General features: G+C 58.4%; 14 protein-coding genes. 9 read left to right on the top strand and 5 right to left on the bottom strand.

Features of this window, described 5'->3' with window-relative positions; genetic code table 11:
* Nucleotides 1–71: 71 nt before the first annotated feature.
* On the bottom strand, nucleotides 72–908 hold the full coding sequence (locus O3S81_RS13110; protein WP_269343788.1) for an EamA family transporter: 837 nt from the start codon (nucleotides 906–908) through the stop codon (nucleotides 72–74).
* A gap of 896 nt (nucleotides 909–1804) precedes the next feature.
* Here O3S81_RS13110 and O3S81_RS13105 point away from each other — a divergent pair.
* Together O3S81_RS13105 and O3S81_RS13100 are read left to right on the top strand one after the other, a co-directional pair.
* A complete protein-coding gene (locus O3S81_RS13105; RefSeq protein WP_269343786.1) occupies nucleotides 1805–2239 on the top strand; it encodes a CoA-binding protein in 435 nt (144 codons plus the stop codon).
* Between the two features lie 73 nt (nucleotides 2240–2312).
* A complete protein-coding gene (locus tag O3S81_RS13100) occupies nucleotides 2313–3596 on the top strand; it encodes an O-acetylhomoserine aminocarboxypropyltransferase (protein WP_269343784.1) in 1284 nt (427 codons plus the stop codon).
* A 161-nt stretch (nucleotides 3597–3757) separates the two neighbouring features.
* Here O3S81_RS13100 and O3S81_RS13095 read toward each other — a convergent pair whose 3' ends face one another.
* Nucleotides 3758–4114, bottom strand: coding sequence for a MarR family winged helix-turn-helix transcriptional regulator (locus O3S81_RS13095; protein ID WP_269343783.1), 357 nt, complete (start codon nucleotides 4112–4114; stop codon nucleotides 3758–3760).
* A 236-nt stretch (nucleotides 4115–4350) separates the two neighbouring features.
* On the opposite strand from O3S81_RS13095, the gene O3S81_RS13090 reads away from it, so the two are divergent.
* The 3 genes from O3S81_RS13090 to O3S81_RS13080 all read left to right on the top strand — a co-directional run bounded on the left by O3S81_RS13090 (nucleotide 4351) and on the right by O3S81_RS13080 (nucleotide 5898).
* Entirely contained in the window at nucleotides 4351–4815 is a 465-nt protein-coding gene (locus tag O3S81_RS13090) for a hypothetical protein (RefSeq protein WP_269344425.1), read from the top strand.
* Between the two features lie 78 nt (nucleotides 4816–4893).
* Nucleotides 4894–5406 carry a DUF5004 domain-containing protein gene (locus O3S81_RS13085; protein WP_269343782.1) on the top strand — a complete coding sequence of 171 codons (513 nt, stop codon included), beginning with the start codon at nucleotides 4894–4896 and terminating at the stop codon, nucleotides 5404–5406.
* 150 nt (nucleotides 5407–5556) lie between these two features.
* Nucleotides 5557–5898 (top strand): cupin domain-containing protein, encoded by a 342-nt coding sequence (locus tag O3S81_RS13080; protein WP_269343780.1) that lies wholly within the window; start codon nucleotides 5557–5559, stop codon nucleotides 5896–5898.
* Between the two features lie 14 nt (nucleotides 5899–5912).
* Here the strand turns inward: O3S81_RS13080 and O3S81_RS13075 are convergent, their stop codons facing one another.
* A complete protein-coding gene (locus O3S81_RS13075) occupies nucleotides 5913–6236 on the bottom strand; it encodes an ArsR/SmtB family transcription factor (protein WP_269343779.1) in 324 nt (107 codons plus the stop codon).
* 85 nt (nucleotides 6237–6321) lie between these two features.
* Here O3S81_RS13075 and O3S81_RS13070 point away from each other — a divergent pair, with 85 nt between their 5' ends.
* On the top strand, nucleotides 6322–7092 hold the full coding sequence (locus tag O3S81_RS13070) for an SDR family NAD(P)-dependent oxidoreductase (protein WP_269343777.1): 771 nt from the start codon (nucleotides 6322–6324) through the stop codon (nucleotides 7090–7092).
* An 18-nt stretch (nucleotides 7093–7110) separates the two neighbouring features.
* Here O3S81_RS13070 and O3S81_RS13065 read toward each other — a convergent pair whose 3' ends face one another.
* A complete protein-coding gene (locus O3S81_RS13065) occupies nucleotides 7111–8358 on the bottom strand; it encodes a cytochrome P450 (protein ID WP_269343775.1) in 1248 nt (415 codons plus the stop codon).
* Nucleotides 8359–8445: 87 nt separating this feature from the next.
* Entirely contained in the window at nucleotides 8446–9693 is a 1248-nt protein-coding gene (locus O3S81_RS13060; RefSeq protein WP_269343773.1) for a GGDEF domain-containing protein, read from the bottom strand.
* Between the two features lie 454 nt (nucleotides 9694–10147).
* Between O3S81_RS13060 and clpP the strand changes: the two genes are divergently transcribed.
* From clpP to lon, 3 genes are all read left to right on the top strand, one after another.
* Complete coding sequence (gene clpP / locus O3S81_RS13055; protein ID WP_003521529.1) at nucleotides 10148–10780, top strand: ATP-dependent Clp endopeptidase proteolytic subunit ClpP; 633 nt, start codon at nucleotides 10148–10150, stop codon at nucleotides 10778–10780.
* Nucleotides 10781–11072: 292 nt separating this feature from the next.
* Complete coding sequence (gene clpX / locus O3S81_RS13050; RefSeq protein ID WP_003521528.1) at nucleotides 11073–12350, top strand: ATP-dependent Clp protease ATP-binding subunit ClpX; 1278 nt, start codon at nucleotides 11073–11075, stop codon at nucleotides 12348–12350.
* Nucleotides 12351–12765: 415 nt separating this feature from the next.
* Complete coding sequence (lon, locus tag O3S81_RS13045; RefSeq protein WP_269343771.1) at nucleotides 12766–15183, top strand: endopeptidase La; 2418 nt, start codon at nucleotides 12766–12768, stop codon at nucleotides 15181–15183.
* Nucleotides 15184–15259 lie beyond the last annotated feature (76 nt).

Below are 15259 nucleotides of genomic sequence, written 5' to 3'. Positions count from 1 at the left end.
CGTAAAAATAACTAAATAAAAACAGTGCGTTAGTTGTGGGGTATTATTTTACCCCATTGAAAGGCCCCATTTTAACCCAGTCGCATGACCAGAACACCCGCCGCGATGATGCCGCCGGCGAGATAACGCCAGATGCTGGCGCGTTCTTTAAGGATCACGACGGAGATCACCAGCGCAAACAGAATGGAGGTTTCCCGGAGTGCTGCGACGACGGCGACGGGGGCCTTGGTCATGGCGTAGAGCGCCAGACCGTAGGACAGAATGGAGCCGCCGCCACCAATCAGGCCGCGCCACCAGTTGCGCCGGACATGCTGCGCGACGGGGCCGACCCCGCGCTGGAAAAAGGCAAAACCGAACAGCAGCACCGGCGGCAGAAGCGACATCCACAGCGTATAGGAGATCGCGTTGCCGGAAAGCCGGGCGCCCACGCCGTCAACGAAGGTGTAGGAGGCGATAACGAAGGCGTTGAGCAGGGCGACGAGGATCGCCTTTCCGCCGCCGCGGCGCGCTTCGAAGGCGAGCGTGAGGATGCCGCCGGAAATGACGGCGATGCCGGCAAGGGCGAGCGGGCTCAACACCTCGCTCAGGAACAGGCTGCTCGTCGCCGCGACGATCAAGGGCGCCACGCCGCGCATGACGGGATAAACGAGGCCGATATCGCCGATCGTATAGGCGGCGGCGACAAGGCGGAAATAGGCAAATTGCAGAACGGCCGAGGCAATCAGAAAAGGAATGGCCACCGGCGCGGGAAAAGGCAGGAAAGGCAGGAAGGGCAAAGAGCAGGCCGCAGCCCCCGCCGCGATCAGCGACGCGTCCAGCGATTTGTCGGACCCGGATTTGACCAGCGCATTCCATCCGGCATGCAAAATCGCGCCCAGGAGCACCAGAAGAAGAATGTCGAATGTCACAATAGAGACTCGCTCGCGGGCTACTCTGCGCAACCTACAGCATCGGCTTGAAAACCGGAATCGATTTCAATGCGCGTGATGCGCCTTTTCCGATTGTCCGATGCCCTTCAGGCTCCCTTGTCGCAAACGGGACGTGGCCGCGACAGCGATTGCGACACGCGTAAAATTTGCCTTTTCTGCACGTCGTAAAAAGATGGAATGATTTTGCGCGAACTCCCCGTGTTGTTCTGCTCACGATTTCATCTGCCGGATGCTGGTATCAGCGTCGGATGCACAGCTTGCGGTTTCGCAAGGGAGCGTGTTTTGACCAGGAATACGAGCTGATTTGCGCTGTATTCTTGCTGGCCCGTCTGGCATTTCGAGACTGTGACTATATCAATTTGCTGGAGACGGTTTGAAAATAAATTTCATGGTTTTCTTAAATCGTCTCCTGTAACGTTGCAGTATTGTATATTGATTGATTTACAAAATAACTTTCTGAAAATTAGGCATCACTAATTCATCTGCGAACGGAATGAAAACAAACAGGAGACGAAGGGCGCATCTATTGCACGTTAATGTTGTTCGGAGCCGGCATTCGCGGCCATTTGCGCCATTTTTGAAAAGTGGATTAAAATACTCAATACAAGCGGTTTTCAGGCATTTTAGTGAAATCATTTTGCGTGAATGAAAACACGCTGTTTTGCGACGCGGGCCGTCCTGATCGCAGGTTACGGCGAGGAGGGGTTCACGAGAGCCATGACAATTCCTAGATGGGAATGACAGACGCCACAGAAGGCGTTGAGGATGGGCCTGCGGAATTATGCAGGATATGCTGTGCTCGCGCGGTTTTCGAATGGCGGGGTTGCGCGGGGAAGCCCGCAAATCATCTGATGTGCCGAAAGGAATAAGTTGACATGCAGCATGATGCTTATGAGCCCGACTACCTCAGGAAAATCCTGACGGATGTCAAAACCATCGCGCTGCTCGGCGCTTCCCCCAATCCGGACAGGCCGAGCCACGGGGTCATGCGCTTTTTGCTGTCCAAGGGTTATCGCGTGTTTCCGGTCAATCCCGGACAGGCCGGCAAGGAGATTTTGGGGCAGAAGGTCCATGCGCGGCTTGCCGATATTCCCGAGCCCGTGGATATGATCGATGTCTTCCGCGCGCCGGAATATTTGTCGGCAATCGTCGAAGAGGCGATCTTGCTGCCGCAACGCCCGAAAGTGATCTGGGGCCAGCTTTCCGTGCGGGACGACAATGCCGCCGCCAAGGCGGAGGCCTATGGCATGGAAGTTGTGATGGACCGTTGCCCCGCAATTGAGTATCCGCGTCTCAATATTGTGCGATAGTTGGTACGGATCGGACTTATCATTTGGCGGCAAGGCATTATGATCCCTCCAAAATTCCAATGGAGGAAACATAATGCCGAACAGCAATCCCGGATTTTCAACGCTAGCCGTTCATGCGGGCGCGCAACCCGATCCGACCACCGGCGCGCGCGCGACGCCCATCTATCAGACCACGGCCTATGCTTTCCGGGATGCCGATCACGCCGCCGCCCTGTTCGGCCTGAAAGAGTTCGGCAATATCTACACCCGCATCATGAACCCCACCCAGGCGGTTCTGGAAGAACGTGTGGCAGCGCTCGAGGGCGGCACGGCCGCGCTCGCTGTCGCTTCCGGCCATGCCGCGCAATTGCTGGTTTTCCACACTCTGCTGCAATCCGGCGATAATTTCGTCGCGGCGCGCCAGCTCTATGGCGGTTCCGTCAATCAGTTCGGCCACGCCTTCAAGGGCTTCGACTGGCAGGTGCGTTGGGCGGATGCGACCGATCCGGCCAGTTTCGAGCAGCAGATCGACGACCGCACGCGCGCCATCTTCATTGAAAGCCTCGCCAATCCGGGCGGCACCTTCGTGGATATCGCCGCGATTGCCGATGTCGCCCATCGCCACGGCCTGCCGCTCATCGTCGACAATACCATGGCGAGCCCCTATCTCCTGCGGCCGCTGGAGCACGGCGCGGATATCGTGCTGCATTCGCTGACGAAATTCCTCGGCGGCCATGGCAATTCCATGGGCGGCATCATCGTCGATGGCGGCACCTTCGACTGGTCGGCGACGGACAGATATCCGGCGCTGTCGCAGCCCCGGCCGGAATATTCCGGCGTCGTGCTGCACCAGACCTTCGGCAATTTCGCTTTCGCCATCGCCTGCCGCGTGCTTGGCCTGCGCGATCTCGGCCCGGCGATCTCGCCCTTCAACGCCTTCCTGATCCTGACCGGCATAGAGACGCTTCCGTTGCGCGTTCAGCGCCATTCCGACAATGCGCTGGCCGTCGCGAAATGGCTGAAGGCGCATCCGAAGGTCGGCTGGGTGCATTATGCCGGGCTGGAGGACAGCGACAACCACGCCATCCAGCAGCATTATTCGCCAAAAGGGGCGGGTTCGGTCTTCACCTTCGGCATCAAGGGCGGTTATGCCGCCGGCAAGGCGCTGGTGGAGGGGTTGCAGCTTTTTTCGCACCTCGCCAATATCGGCGATACGCGCTCGCTGGTCATCCATCCGGCCTCCACCACCCATGCCCAGCTGACGCCGGAACAGCAGACGGCGGCCGGCGCCGGGCCGGATGTGGTGCGCCTGTCGATCGGCATCGAAGATGTGAAGGACATCATCGCCGATCTCGAGCAATCGCTTGCCAAGGTCTAAGACGTTTCGTCGCGCCAGTCTGATACCGGCCTGACGGCCGACCTGTGATCACTTAACCGCCGAAAGACCTTGGAAACAAGGTGTTTTTGGCGGTTGCGTATTTTGTTGTTACGGCGTGGCCGGGCTTCACGTCGTGCTGCAACCGCCTGTTTGCATGTTGCTTATGTCTTCTGCAGCGTGCCGATGAAATCCTTTGAGATGGCGCAGGATTTATCCATGAAGCCGATGATGATCTCCAGTTGCGCCTCATCATAGTCTCCATAGAGCGCTTCCATCTTCTCCTGAAGCGGCGCGTACATTTGAAACAGCTCACGCATTTTCTCAGGATCTGGCGCTGCCAGCACGCGCCGGCGATCAGCAGGGTCGGGCAGACGTTTTATGAAGCCGGCCTTTTCCAGTCGATCCAGCAGCGCCGTCACCGCCCCGGTCGTGAGGCCGGTCGCTTTCGCAAGTTCGCCCGCGCTGGCCTGGCCCTGCATTTGAAGAATGTCCAGGCACTCCAGATCGGTGGTGTTCAACCGAGCCTTTGCTGAGATAGCCTGGCTTATAAGAAGGGACTGCGCACTGGCCCGGCGAAGCAGGTCGGTCAATTGCCGGTTTAAGATGTCTCTTGACATTAAAGTATCTCGATAATTAAGAAATCATAGTCATCAAGGTAATGAACCGGGCGTGATTGCGCCAGCGGTAAGTTCATCACCGAACTTGCTCTTGCAAGCATCACAGCGATGGTTTCTGGAAAAGGTGAGTGACGACAATGTTCGAACCCTCGGTTTTTTACGCGGTCATGATCGCCGGTATTCTTGGCACCATCGGGCTGGGTGGCGGCATTTACGAGACTTTCCTCGTCGATCGGGTATGGCCTTCGCAGCCGATGTTGATCCAGCCTGCAAGGGGCGGGATCAATCGAAAGCTTTTCTGGGGTCCTGCTCACGGGCTGTTCGAGGTGGTGTTGCTTCTGGCTGTCTGGCTGACATGGGCTCAGCCCGGCATTCGCATCTGGATATGGCTGGCGCTTGCGGCGCATCTTGCCACGCGGATCTGGTCCTTTGCCTATTTCATCCCCATGGCGCTCCGGTTTGAGACTGAACCGGCCGGTGACATTGCGACGGCCCATAAGGCTGCAACGAAATGGGTCCGATTGAGCCGCTGGCGGCTTCCCATCGAATTCCTGGCGGTGCTCTTCCTGTTCATTGCGCTTGCGAAATTGGCGGGAAATTGAGGTTGTGCACCGTCGCTTCCGGCGCCGAATCCGCCTAAGACAGATACTCCAGCGCTCCCACCACGAAAGACGTGTCAGATGGAAAACCGAACCGGACTGCTTCGAATCGTCAGCTTTTTCCTTGCGTTCGGAATTGCAGTCATGGCCGATGTACCGGGCGTTGCTCCGGTCCAGAAGGCGCAGGCTGAGGCGGAATATTTCCCGACGCAGCAGGATTTTGTCGGAAAATGGAAGCTCACCGGTGCGACCAGCCGCCCGCCGCGGGATATGAAGACCGAGCCGACCGCCCAGCAGGAAACGGATGCGACACTGTTCCAGGAAACGGTGACGACTTTTTATTCCGCCTTCGATTATCTGGAGATCACGGCTGACGGACGCTACAATTTCCATCAAGCCGGTGATCCGCCGTCCGCTTGCGTCTGGTGCGGAACATGGTCGTTCAACAAGAGCTCGTTATGGCTCAAGCTGGATACGGCGCCGAGGCTCGATATCTATGCGAAGGACGGCGATATGCAGATGACCTACACCGCCGAACCCGACAAGAAGTCGAGATACAAGTGGCTGGTTTTTGGCTGGACCAAGATCGAGTAAGTCGCAGCTTTCCGGAAGAAACGAGCAAGTATTCATCGTGGCTGGATCAGCAATCAATTTTAAGTTGTTGTTGTGGTTGAAGATGTTTGACGGCGCACTCACAATCGCGCAAAGCTATGGTACCAACCACATTTGACGGACCGGGATGCCATGACGAATTTTCTGTCTTTTGATGATGTCACCGAAGTGGAGCATGGCGCGCCTGCGCCGGAAAGGCTGATATCCGGTGATCCCAGATTCACGACATGGAATCTCGAAGAGGCTCCCGGCGGCATCTATGCCGGCATCTGGCAGTCCACGCCCGGCAAATGGCGGGTGGTCTATGATGAGTGGGAGTATTTCAGCATTCTCGAAGGCCATTCCATCCTGACTGAAGACGGCGGCACACCGCGTGATCTGAGGCCGGGTGATCGCGTCGTCCTGCGCCCGGGCTTTACCGGTACCTGGGAAGTCGTGGAAACCACGCGCAAGGACTACGTCATCCGGCTTTGAGGCCGGAGGACGGCTTAAAGCTGCTGTTGCCCATCGAATTCAAGAATCGATGGCAGGAGCCCGGGAAAGCGGGCTTCCATATCCTCCAGACGGACGACGCTGATATTTTCGACGCCCTGTTTATGGGTGCGGATCAATCCGGCCTCGCGCAGGATTCGCATATGGCTGGAAAGGGTTGAGCGCGGCATATCCTGACAGGGCGCTGCCGCGCCGCAATTTTGCCCGGACTCGGACCCCCATAATTTGCGGATGATGCCCATTCGTGCGGGTTCGCCGAGGGCAGCCAGCACGGCCGTGAGCGATATGTCCTCGCGAGCGGGATGAAAAAACTGAACCATGGATCGGCTCTAGCATATGGATTGACAGGCTTCAATATTTCAATAAAACCGAAATACCGAATTACGGTTATTCGGAAACTTAGATATGGAGTTTGCAATGTCTGGAATATTCAGCGGGCAAGTGGTCGTCGTCACGGGCGGATCGACCGGCATCGGCTTTTCAGTCGCCAAATTGTTTCTGGAAGGTGGGGCGTCTGCGGTCTATGTGACGGGCCGCAATTCGGCCAATCTCGATGCCGCCATCGCCAAACTCGGGAAGGGGGCAATCGGCTTCGTTTCTGACGTTGCGAAGCTCTCGGACCTGGAACAGCTCAAGAGCCGCATAGAGGCAGACGGGCGGAAAGTGGATGTGCTGGTCGCCAATGCCGGCATCGCGGAGAATAACGATCTTGGCGAGACCCACGAGGCACTTTACGACCGGATTTTCGATATCAACGTGAAGGGCGTATTCTACACGGTGCAGACGCTGTTGCCCGTGCTGCGCGACGGCGGTTCGATCGTATTGACGGGTTCGATCGTCGGCAACAAGGGCATGGAAAGACTGAGCGCTTACAATGCCTCGAAAGCGGCGGTTCGATCATTCGCCCGCAGCTTCGCCAATGACCTGAAGGGGCGCGGAATCCGCGTCAATACGGTCAGCCCGGGTGTCACCCGCACGCCGATCATGGAAAATGGCCTGAAGATGGACGATGAAAAGATCGCCGGTTTCAAGGCCTACCTGAAGGATGCGGCACCGATCGGCCGTATGGCCGACCCTGATGAAATTGCCGAGGCGGTGCTGTTTCTGGCCTCTTCCAAGGCCAGCTACATAACGGGTGTGGAACTCTCCGTGGACGGCGGATTGGCGCAGATCTAAGGGCGCTTCGCCCCTTGATTACCAACTGAGATCGAGCCGCTCCAGACCATGGAAGTGATAGACGTCCTTCACCTTGGGCGGCTCGGCAATCTTCAAGCCCGGCAGGCGCTTGAAAAGCAGGGGCAGGGCGAGATTGAGCTCCAGCCTTGCAAGCGGCGCGCCGATGCAGAAATGGATGCCGGCGCCGAAAGAGACATTGGCGCCTTCATTGCGGTCCGGCTGGAAGGCCAGCGGATCGGTAAACTTCGCCGGATCGAGGTTGGCGGCGGCCAGGATGAGGCTGACCTTGTCACCACGCTTGAACTGCACGCCGTCGATTTCGACCGGTTCCAGAACCCAGCGCTGGAAGATGTGGACGGGTGCGCAGATGCGCAGCGTTTCCTCCACCGTGCGTTCCGTGGCCGTCTCGTCGTTGAACAGGGTCTCGGGGGCGATGCCGCTTTCGAGAATGATGCGCACGGAATTGCCGATCTGGTGCACGGTCGCCTCGTGCCCGGCATTCAGGAGCACGATGGTGGTGGAGACCAGCTCGTCATCGGTCAGATATTGCCCCTTGTGCTCGGTGTGGATCATGTGGCTCAGCAGGTCGTCCTTCGGCTCGGCCCGCCGCTCGGCGATCACGCTGCGCACATAGTCTGAAAATTCCCGTGCGGCCCTGTCGGCCAGAAGCTCGTCCTCGGCGGTGCGCTTGAACATGTACATGCCGACATAGGCATGTGACCATTTCAGAAGCTGCGGCCCCATCTCCTCGGGAATGCCAATCATGCGGGCAATCATCGTCACCGGAATGATGTCGGCATAGGAGGAGAGCAGTTCCGTCTCGCCGTTCCGTTCGAAGGCGTCGATCAGGCGGTTGGCGAGTTCCTCGATTTCCGGCTTCATCTTGTCGACATGCCGCGAAACGAAGGCGCGGTTGATGAGGGTGCGCAGCCGCGTGTGTTCCGGCGGCTCCAGCTCCAGAAGCGAATGCTGCTCTGCCAGGTCGAAATGTCTTACATGCTCGAGCGGCTGGGGCAGGCCGATCTCTTCACGGCTCGCCACATGCAGGATCTGCCGGCCGAAGCGGCGGTCGCGCAGAAGCGCGCCGACATGGTCATAGCCGGTGAAGAACCATTGCCGCTGCTCTTCCCAATAAAAGGTCGGACATTGCGCATGCAGGGCGGCATAGACCGGATTCGGATCGTTATAGAAGGCCGGATCGCGGGCATCGAGCGAAACGCGGCGGGTCGTGGGGTCGATTTTGAGAAAGGGAAATGTCGCTGTCATGCCCAAGGTCTATTCTGCGCGCGGCGCTTTGGGAAGGGCGGGAACGCCTCTTGGGTGCTTCCCGACTGTCACCGTATGGTTACATCGTCACCGGCCGGCGATGGCCGAAATCCGGTTCAGCGCCGCGACCTGCCGGTCGGCATTGTTGTCCATCGGGCTTTCGTCCCGGTCCGGGGCGGGCACGACGACATTGGCGGAGTTCACGTGGATGACAGTCCGGTTGCGCCCGGCCTTCTTGGCGGCATAAAGCGCACGGTCGGCCTCAGTCATCATCACGCTCAGCTCGGCATCCTTGATCAGGGCTTCGGATATGCCGACGCTTGTCGTCACCTTGATGGCTTCGTTGCGGGCGGTGATCTTCGAAAGGCGCAGATTGCTACGGATGGACTCCGCAAGTGTCACGGTGCTGGAAGGGCTCTCGACTTCAGCCACCAGCGCGAATTCCTCGCCGCCCATCCGGACGAAAAGGCCGCGATCGCCGATCACGCGTTGTGCGATATTGCAGAAATGCACGAGTACGGCATCGCCGGACTGATGCCCGTATCTGTCATTGATCTTCTTGAAATGGTCGATGTCGAAAAGAACCAGCGCCACGTAGCGGTCGGAGCCGTGCGAGCGCTTCTTGATGCGTTCGAACTCCTCCAGCAGGCCACGCCGGTTGAGGACACCGGTCAGATGATCGGTCATGGCGAGCCGGTGGAGACGAATCTCTGTATCCTCCATGATGATCTTCGCGCTGATCATGATGATGGCCGTAAAGCCGAGCATGCCGGAAATGGAGAGCGCCGATGTCATGGGAATGGCATTGGGAACCGCGGCATTGGCCGGGATGACGATGGAGGCGACGATCGCTCCGGCAAAAGCCTGCAGGATCAGGATCGTGGCCAGTACCTTTCGGCTGCGTGATGCGCGCGCCCTGCTGGCGAAAAGCACGCCGGCGAGCATGAAATAGCCCGTGGCCGCGCTGGCATGATAAAGCAGGATGCGAGCAACCATGTCTTCACGCACTGAGGGCACGAACATTCCGGCGATCCACAGCAGGGCCGGAATGGCGATCCAGCCGCCGAGCTTACGCTGCTCGAAGCACAAGAGGCCCGCGAGCCAGAAGCCGAAGGCGGAAAGTGCCAGCGTATTGCCGACCTGAATGGACAGAAAACTGGGAATATCCCCGCGAAGTGCCACCATGACGGTGCCGAAGCCTGTGGCGAGGAAACCGGTGGCGAAATAGAGGTTATGCCAGCGGGAAGGGCGGTGCAGCCACAGCATTCCCAAAAGCACGGCCAGGGTGAACGTCTCCGCCGCCCATAGTAGCGTGCTCGTCTTTGCATCCAGCATTGCAAAATCCTATCTGCGCCATAATGCGGTAAAAAGCGGGCCCTTTCGCACGAGGTGCGTTATGCCCGCTGGAATTGTTGAGCTGCCATTTTGCCCGGAAGGGCCCATTCCCTGATGGGAACCGGAAATTCGCTGGGCAGTATCAGCAGCAAATACCTAACGAGTTCTTGCCGGTGAGAAGTTATATCTGTGCATGGCAAGCAATTTTTACCTCCGTCGCCAGCCATAGTAAAAAATTGGTGGCGGCGGGTGAAAGGGGGGCGGCCGGCCCCGTCCGGTTTGAAACCCCTGCCAGGCCGGGCCCCAACGGCCTGCAAACGCTGTTGAGCCGTTAAGGATATGCGGCTTCGTGTCTTGAAGTGCGGGGCAGGGACACTCTATGTAGGGAGTATGAAGGTTAGAAGTGATTCCGGAGCGGTTTTCCGCGAAGGGCAGAGTTTGACAAAGGACGGACATGAAAAATCCAGTTGATACCGCCATGGCTCTGGTGCCGATGGTCGTTGAGCAGACCAATCGCGGCGAACGCTCCTACGACATATTTTCCCGTCTTCTCAAGGAACGCATCATTTTCCTCACCGGCCCGGTGGAAGACCAGATGGCGTCGCTCGTCTGCGCGCAGCTCCTTTTCCTCGAGGCTGAAAACCCGAAGAAGGAAATCGCGCTCTACATCAATTCGCCGGGTGGCGTCGTGACCGCCGGTATGGCGATCTACGATACGATGCAGTTCATTCGCCCTGCCGTTTCGACGCTCTGCGTCGGCCAGGCCGCATCCATGGGCTCGCTGCTTCTGGCTGCCGGTGAGAAGGGAATGCGTTTCGCAACCCCGAACGCCCGCATCATGGTGCACCAGCCTTCCGGCGGTTTCCAGGGCCAGGCATCGGATATCGAGCGTCACGCCCGCGACATCATCAAGATGAAGCGTCGTCTCAATGAAGTCTACGTGAAGCACACCGGCCGCACGCTCGAAGAGGTTGAAAAAACCCTTGATCGCGACCACTTCATGGATGCAGACGAGGCGAAGGACTGGGGCGTGATCGACAAGATCCTGACCTCGCGCCAGGAAATCGAGGGCGCCGCCGCGAATTGAGGCGCGCCGCTTTCTGACGTTTGTTTGACCCCGCAAAAGTAATTTCGGGGCTTTCAACCGCAACAGAAAGCGATATTAGTATATATAAAGGCTATGTTGAGTTTTTATGACGTGGCCTTTGGTTTGATGGGGAATTCGTTGCAGCCGGTTGTCAGCTCCTGTATCTGATACGGCTAGTACCCCGGGAAACGAGGCGGATACGGCAATGCACCCCAAGGCGGGCCGTATCTGCGGGCGGTAAGTTGACCGCGATCCGTTTGGCGGACCTGCGGCGTGCTGGAAGGAAAGAGATATGAGCAAAGTCAGCGGCAGCAACGGCGGCGACTCTAAGAATACACTCTATTGTTCATTCTGCGGCAAGAGCCAGCACGAAGTCCGGAAACTCATTGCCGGACCGACGGTATTCATCTGCGATGAATGCGTCGAATTGTGCATGGACATCATCCGCGAGGAGAACAAGACGTCGATGGTGAAGTCGCGTGAGGGTGTTCCCACCCCGCAGGACATCATCAAGATCCTCGACGAATATGTCATCGGTCAGAAGCAGGCGAAGAAGATCCTGTCGGTGGCCGTTCACAACCATTACAAGCGCCTCGCGCACGCCTCCAAGAACGGCGATGTTGAGCTTGCGAAGTCGAACATCATGCTCGTCGGTCCGACGGGTTGCGGCAAGACCTATCTTGCCCAGACGCTCGCCCGCATCATCGACGTTCCCTTCACCATGGCGGACGCAACGACGCTGACCGAAGCCGGTTATGTCGGCGAGGACGTGGAAAACATCATCCTGAAGCTGTTGCAGGCTGCGGATTATAATGTCGAGCGCGCCCAGCGCGGTATCGTCTATATCGACGAAGTCGACAAGATTTCCCGCAAGTCGGACAATCCGTCCATCACGCGCGACGTGTCGGGCGAGGGCGTTCAGCAGGCGCTTCTGAAGATCATGGAAGGCACGGTCGCTTCCGTTCCGCCGCAGGGCGGCCGCAAGCATCCGCAGCAGGAATTCCTGCAGGTGGATACGACCAACATCCTGTTCATCTGCGGTGGCGCCTTTGCCGGCCTCGACAAGATCATCTCGGCCCGTGGTGAAAAGACCTCGATCGGCTTCGGTGCGACCGTCAAGGCGGAAGACGATCGTCGTGTGGGCGAAGTGCTGCGCGAACTCGAGCCGGAAGATCTGGTGAAGTTCGGCCTCATCCCGGAATTCATCGGCCGTCTGCCCGTTCTCGCAACGCTGGAAGACCTTGATGAAGATGCGCTGATCCAGATCCTGTCCGAGCCGAAGAACGCGCTGGTCAAGCAGTATCAGCGCCTGTTCGAGATGGAAGACGTGGAACTGACCTTCCACGAGGACGCGCTGCGCGAGATTGCCCGCAAGGCGATCACCCGCAAGACCGGCGCCCGCGGCCTGCGCTCGATCATGGAAAAGATCCTGCTGGATACCATGTTCGAACTGCCGACCCTGGAAGGCGTGCGTGAAGTTGTTATCTCCAACGATGTCGTCAGTGGCGTCGCGCGTCCGCTCTACATCTATGCGGATCGTCAGGAAGAAAAGACCAACGTTTCGGCCTGATCGGCTGGTCCGGTACTGTAATGAAATCAGAAGGCCCGCATTCGTGCGGGCCTTTTCCGTTGTCTGCGGCGCATGAAACTTGCGCCTAACTTGGCGAAGCCCGATTTTGCGTTTGGAGCGGATTGCGCTTTGCTGATAAAGTCTTACAACTGATTTGCAGCGCGATATGACGGAAATGTGAATTCCCGTCGGCGACCCGGTTCCCATGTCCTCAGGGATAACCGGAAATGTCGGGAGTATGAGCCGGCGCTGGGTTTTGTTGAATTTCACGGTCTTGCCGCTGCGCGAGACTGTCTGTTCCGGCGACTTGAAATCGGCGTTTCGAAACTCCACTTTCAGTCTCGAGAAATGAATGTGCCGGATGCCCCAAGCTGTCCGGCAAAGTGTCCCGAAAGGGACCAGGAAAGGAAATGATATGACGAACATCACGTCTGCGGCATCTGGCGGTACCTACCCGGTACTTCCCCTGCGCGACATTGTCGTTTTCCCGCATATGATCGTTCCCCTGTTCGTCGGGCGGGAAAAATCCATTCGTGCGCTCGAGGAAGTCATGGGCTCGGACAAGCAGATCATGCTTGTCACCCAGATCAACGCCAGCGATGACGACCCGACCCCCGAGGCCATCCACAAGGTCGGCACGGTCGCCAACGTCCTGCAGCTTCTGAAGCTTCCCGACGGCACCGTGAAGGTGCTGGTGGAAGGCAAGGGTCGCGCCCAGATCGACAGCTATACCGGCCGCGAGGATTTCTACGAAGCCTCCGCGACGCCGTTGCAGGAACCCGCTGAAGATCCGGTCGAGATCGAGGCGCTGTCGCGTTCGGTCGTGTCCGAATTCGAGAGCTATGTGAAGCTCAACAAGAAGATTTCACCCGAGGTTGTCGGCGCTGCCGGTCAGATCGACGATTATTCGAAGCTGGCCGATACGGTCGCTTCGCACCTGTCGATCAAGATCACTGAAAAGCAGGAAATGCTGGAAACCGTCAGCGTGAAGCAGCGGCTTGAAAAGGCTCTCGGCTTCATGGAAGGCGAAATTTCCGTGCTTCAGGTCGAAAAGCGCATCCGCTCGCGCGTCAAGCGCCAGATGGAGAAGACCCAGCGCGAATATTACCTGAACGAGCAGATGAAGGCAATCCAGAAGGAGCTCGGCGACGGCGAGGACGGTCGTGACGAGATGGCCGAGCTGGAAGAGCGCATCGCCAAGACCAAGCTTTCCAAGGAGGCCAAGGAAAAGGCCGAGGCGGAAATGAAGAAGCTTCGCCAGATGAGCCCGATGTCCGCGGAAGCGACCGTCGTGCGCAACTATCTGGACTGGCTGCTGGGCCTGCCCTGGGGCAAGAAGTCGAAGATCAAGACCGATCTCAATGCTGCCGAGACAATCCTCGACCAGGATCATTTCGGTCTCGACAAGGTCAAGGAACGCATCGTCGAATATCTCGCCGTGCAGGCGCGCGCTTCGAAGATCCGCGGACCCATCCTGTGCCTCGTCGGTCCTCCCGGCGTCGGCAAGACCTCGCTCGCCAAGTCGATCGCCAAGGCGACCGGCCGCGAATATGTGCGCATGGCGCTTGGTGGCGTTCGTGACGAGGCGGAAATCCGCGGTCACCGCCGCACCTATATCGGCTCCATGCCGGGCAAGATCGTCCAGTCGATGAAGAAGGCCAAGAAGGCGAACCCGCTCTTCCTGCTCGACGAAATCGACAAGATGGGCATGGATTTCCGCGGCGATCCGTCGTCGGCACTGCTGGAGGTTCTCGATCCGGAACAGAACTCCACCTTCATGGATCACTACCTTGAAGTGGAATACGATCTGTCGGACGTGATGTTCGTGACCACGGCCAACACGCTGAACATTCCGGGTCCGCTGATGGACCGTATGGAAGTGATCCGCATCGCCGGTTACACGGAAGACGAAAAGCGCGAAATCGCCAAGCGTCACCTGTTGCCGAAGGCGATCAAGGAACATGCCCTGCGTCCGGAAGAGTTCTCGGTTACGGATGAAGCTTTGATGGTCGTGATCCAGCAGTACACCCGCGAGGCGGGCGTGCGCAGCTTCGAGCGCGAGCTGATGAAGTTGGCGCGTAAGGCTGTCACCGAGATCATCAAGGGCAAGGTCAAGTCCGTGGAAGTCACCGCTGCCAACGTTCCGGATTATCTGGGCGTTCCGCGGTTCCGCCACGGCGAGGCCGAGCGCGAGGATCAGGTCGGTGTCGTCACGGGTCTGGCCTGGACGGAAGTCGGCGGTGAGCTGCTCACCATCGAAGGCGTGATGATGCCGGGCAAGGGCCGCATGACGGTCACCGGCAACCTCAAGGAAGTGATGAAGGAATCCATTTCGGCGGCGGCATCCTATGTCCGTTCGCGCGCCGTGGACTTCGGCATCGAACCGCCGCGCTTCGACAAGAGCGACATCCACGTCCATGTTCCGGAAGGGGCAACCCCGAAGGACGGTCCGTCTGCCGGTGTTGCCATGGCCACCGCCATCGTCTCCATCATGACCGGTATTCCGGTCTCGAAGGACGTGGCGATGACGGGCGAGATCACGTTGCGTGGTCGCGTGCTGCCGATCGGCGGCCTGAAGGAAAAGCTGCTTGCGGCTCTGCGCGGCGGCATCAAGAAGGTGCTGATCCCGGAAGAAAACGCCAAGGATCTGGCGGAGATTCCGGACAATGTGAAGAACGAGATGGAGATCATCCCGGTTTCGCGCATGGGCGAAGTCATCAGGCATGCCCTCATCCGCACGCCGGAGCCCATCGAGTGGGACGGCAGCATCGAGACGCCGGTGATCGCAACGGTCGAAGGCGTCGACGACGGCAGCCAGACGATCGCGCATTGATGGATGGCATCGTCGCGAGGGCGGGAATCGCCTTTCGCGACGGGCAATGCATAGAATCAATGCGTTAGGTGTCAGA

The sequence above is a fragment of the Agrobacterium sp. SOY23 genome (assembly GCF_027212525.1).
Classification (GTDB): domain Bacteria; phylum Pseudomonadota; class Alphaproteobacteria; order Rhizobiales; family Rhizobiaceae; genus Agrobacterium; species Agrobacterium tumefaciens_I.
This window is presented reverse-complemented; position numbering and strand designations above follow the sequence as displayed.

What these genes read in the sequence shown, in the direction of transcription:
- O3S81_RS13105 (WP_269343786.1), top strand. Translation starts at nt 1,805, where the DNA reads ATGCAGCATGATGCTTATGAGCCCGACTACCTCAGGAAAATCCTGACG.
- O3S81_RS13100 (WP_269343784.1), top strand. Translation starts at nt 2,313, where the DNA reads ATGCCGAACAGCAATCCCGGATTTTCAACGCTAGCCGTTCATGCGGGC.
- O3S81_RS13090 (WP_269344425.1), top strand. Translation starts at nt 4,351, where the DNA reads ATGTTCGAACCCTCGGTTTTTTACGCGGTCATGATCGCCGGTATTCTT.
- O3S81_RS13085 (WP_269343782.1), top strand. Translation starts at nt 4,894, where the DNA reads ATGGAAAACCGAACCGGACTGCTTCGAATCGTCAGCTTTTTCCTTGCG.
- O3S81_RS13080 (WP_269343780.1), top strand. Translation starts at nt 5,557, where the DNA reads ATGACGAATTTTCTGTCTTTTGATGATGTCACCGAAGTGGAGCATGGC.
- O3S81_RS13075 (WP_269343779.1), bottom strand. Translation starts at nt 6,236, where the DNA reads ATGGTTCAGTTTTTTCATCCCGCTCGCGAGGACATATCGCTCACGGCC.
- O3S81_RS13070 (WP_269343777.1), top strand. Translation starts at nt 6,322, where the DNA reads ATGGAGTTTGCAATGTCTGGAATATTCAGCGGGCAAGTGGTCGTCGTC.
- O3S81_RS13065 (WP_269343775.1), bottom strand. Translation starts at nt 8,358, where the DNA reads ATGACAGCGACATTTCCCTTTCTCAAAATCGACCCCACGACCCGCCGC.
- O3S81_RS13060 (WP_269343773.1), bottom strand. Translation starts at nt 9,693, where the DNA reads ATGCTGGATGCAAAGACGAGCACGCTACTATGGGCGGCGGAGACGTTC.
- clpP (WP_003521529.1), top strand. Translation starts at nt 10,148, where the DNA reads ATGAAAAATCCAGTTGATACCGCCATGGCTCTGGTGCCGATGGTCGTT.
- clpX (WP_003521528.1), top strand. Translation starts at nt 11,073, where the DNA reads ATGAGCAAAGTCAGCGGCAGCAACGGCGGCGACTCTAAGAATACACTC.
- lon (WP_269343771.1), top strand. Translation starts at nt 12,766, where the DNA reads ATGACGAACATCACGTCTGCGGCATCTGGCGGTACCTACCCGGTACTT.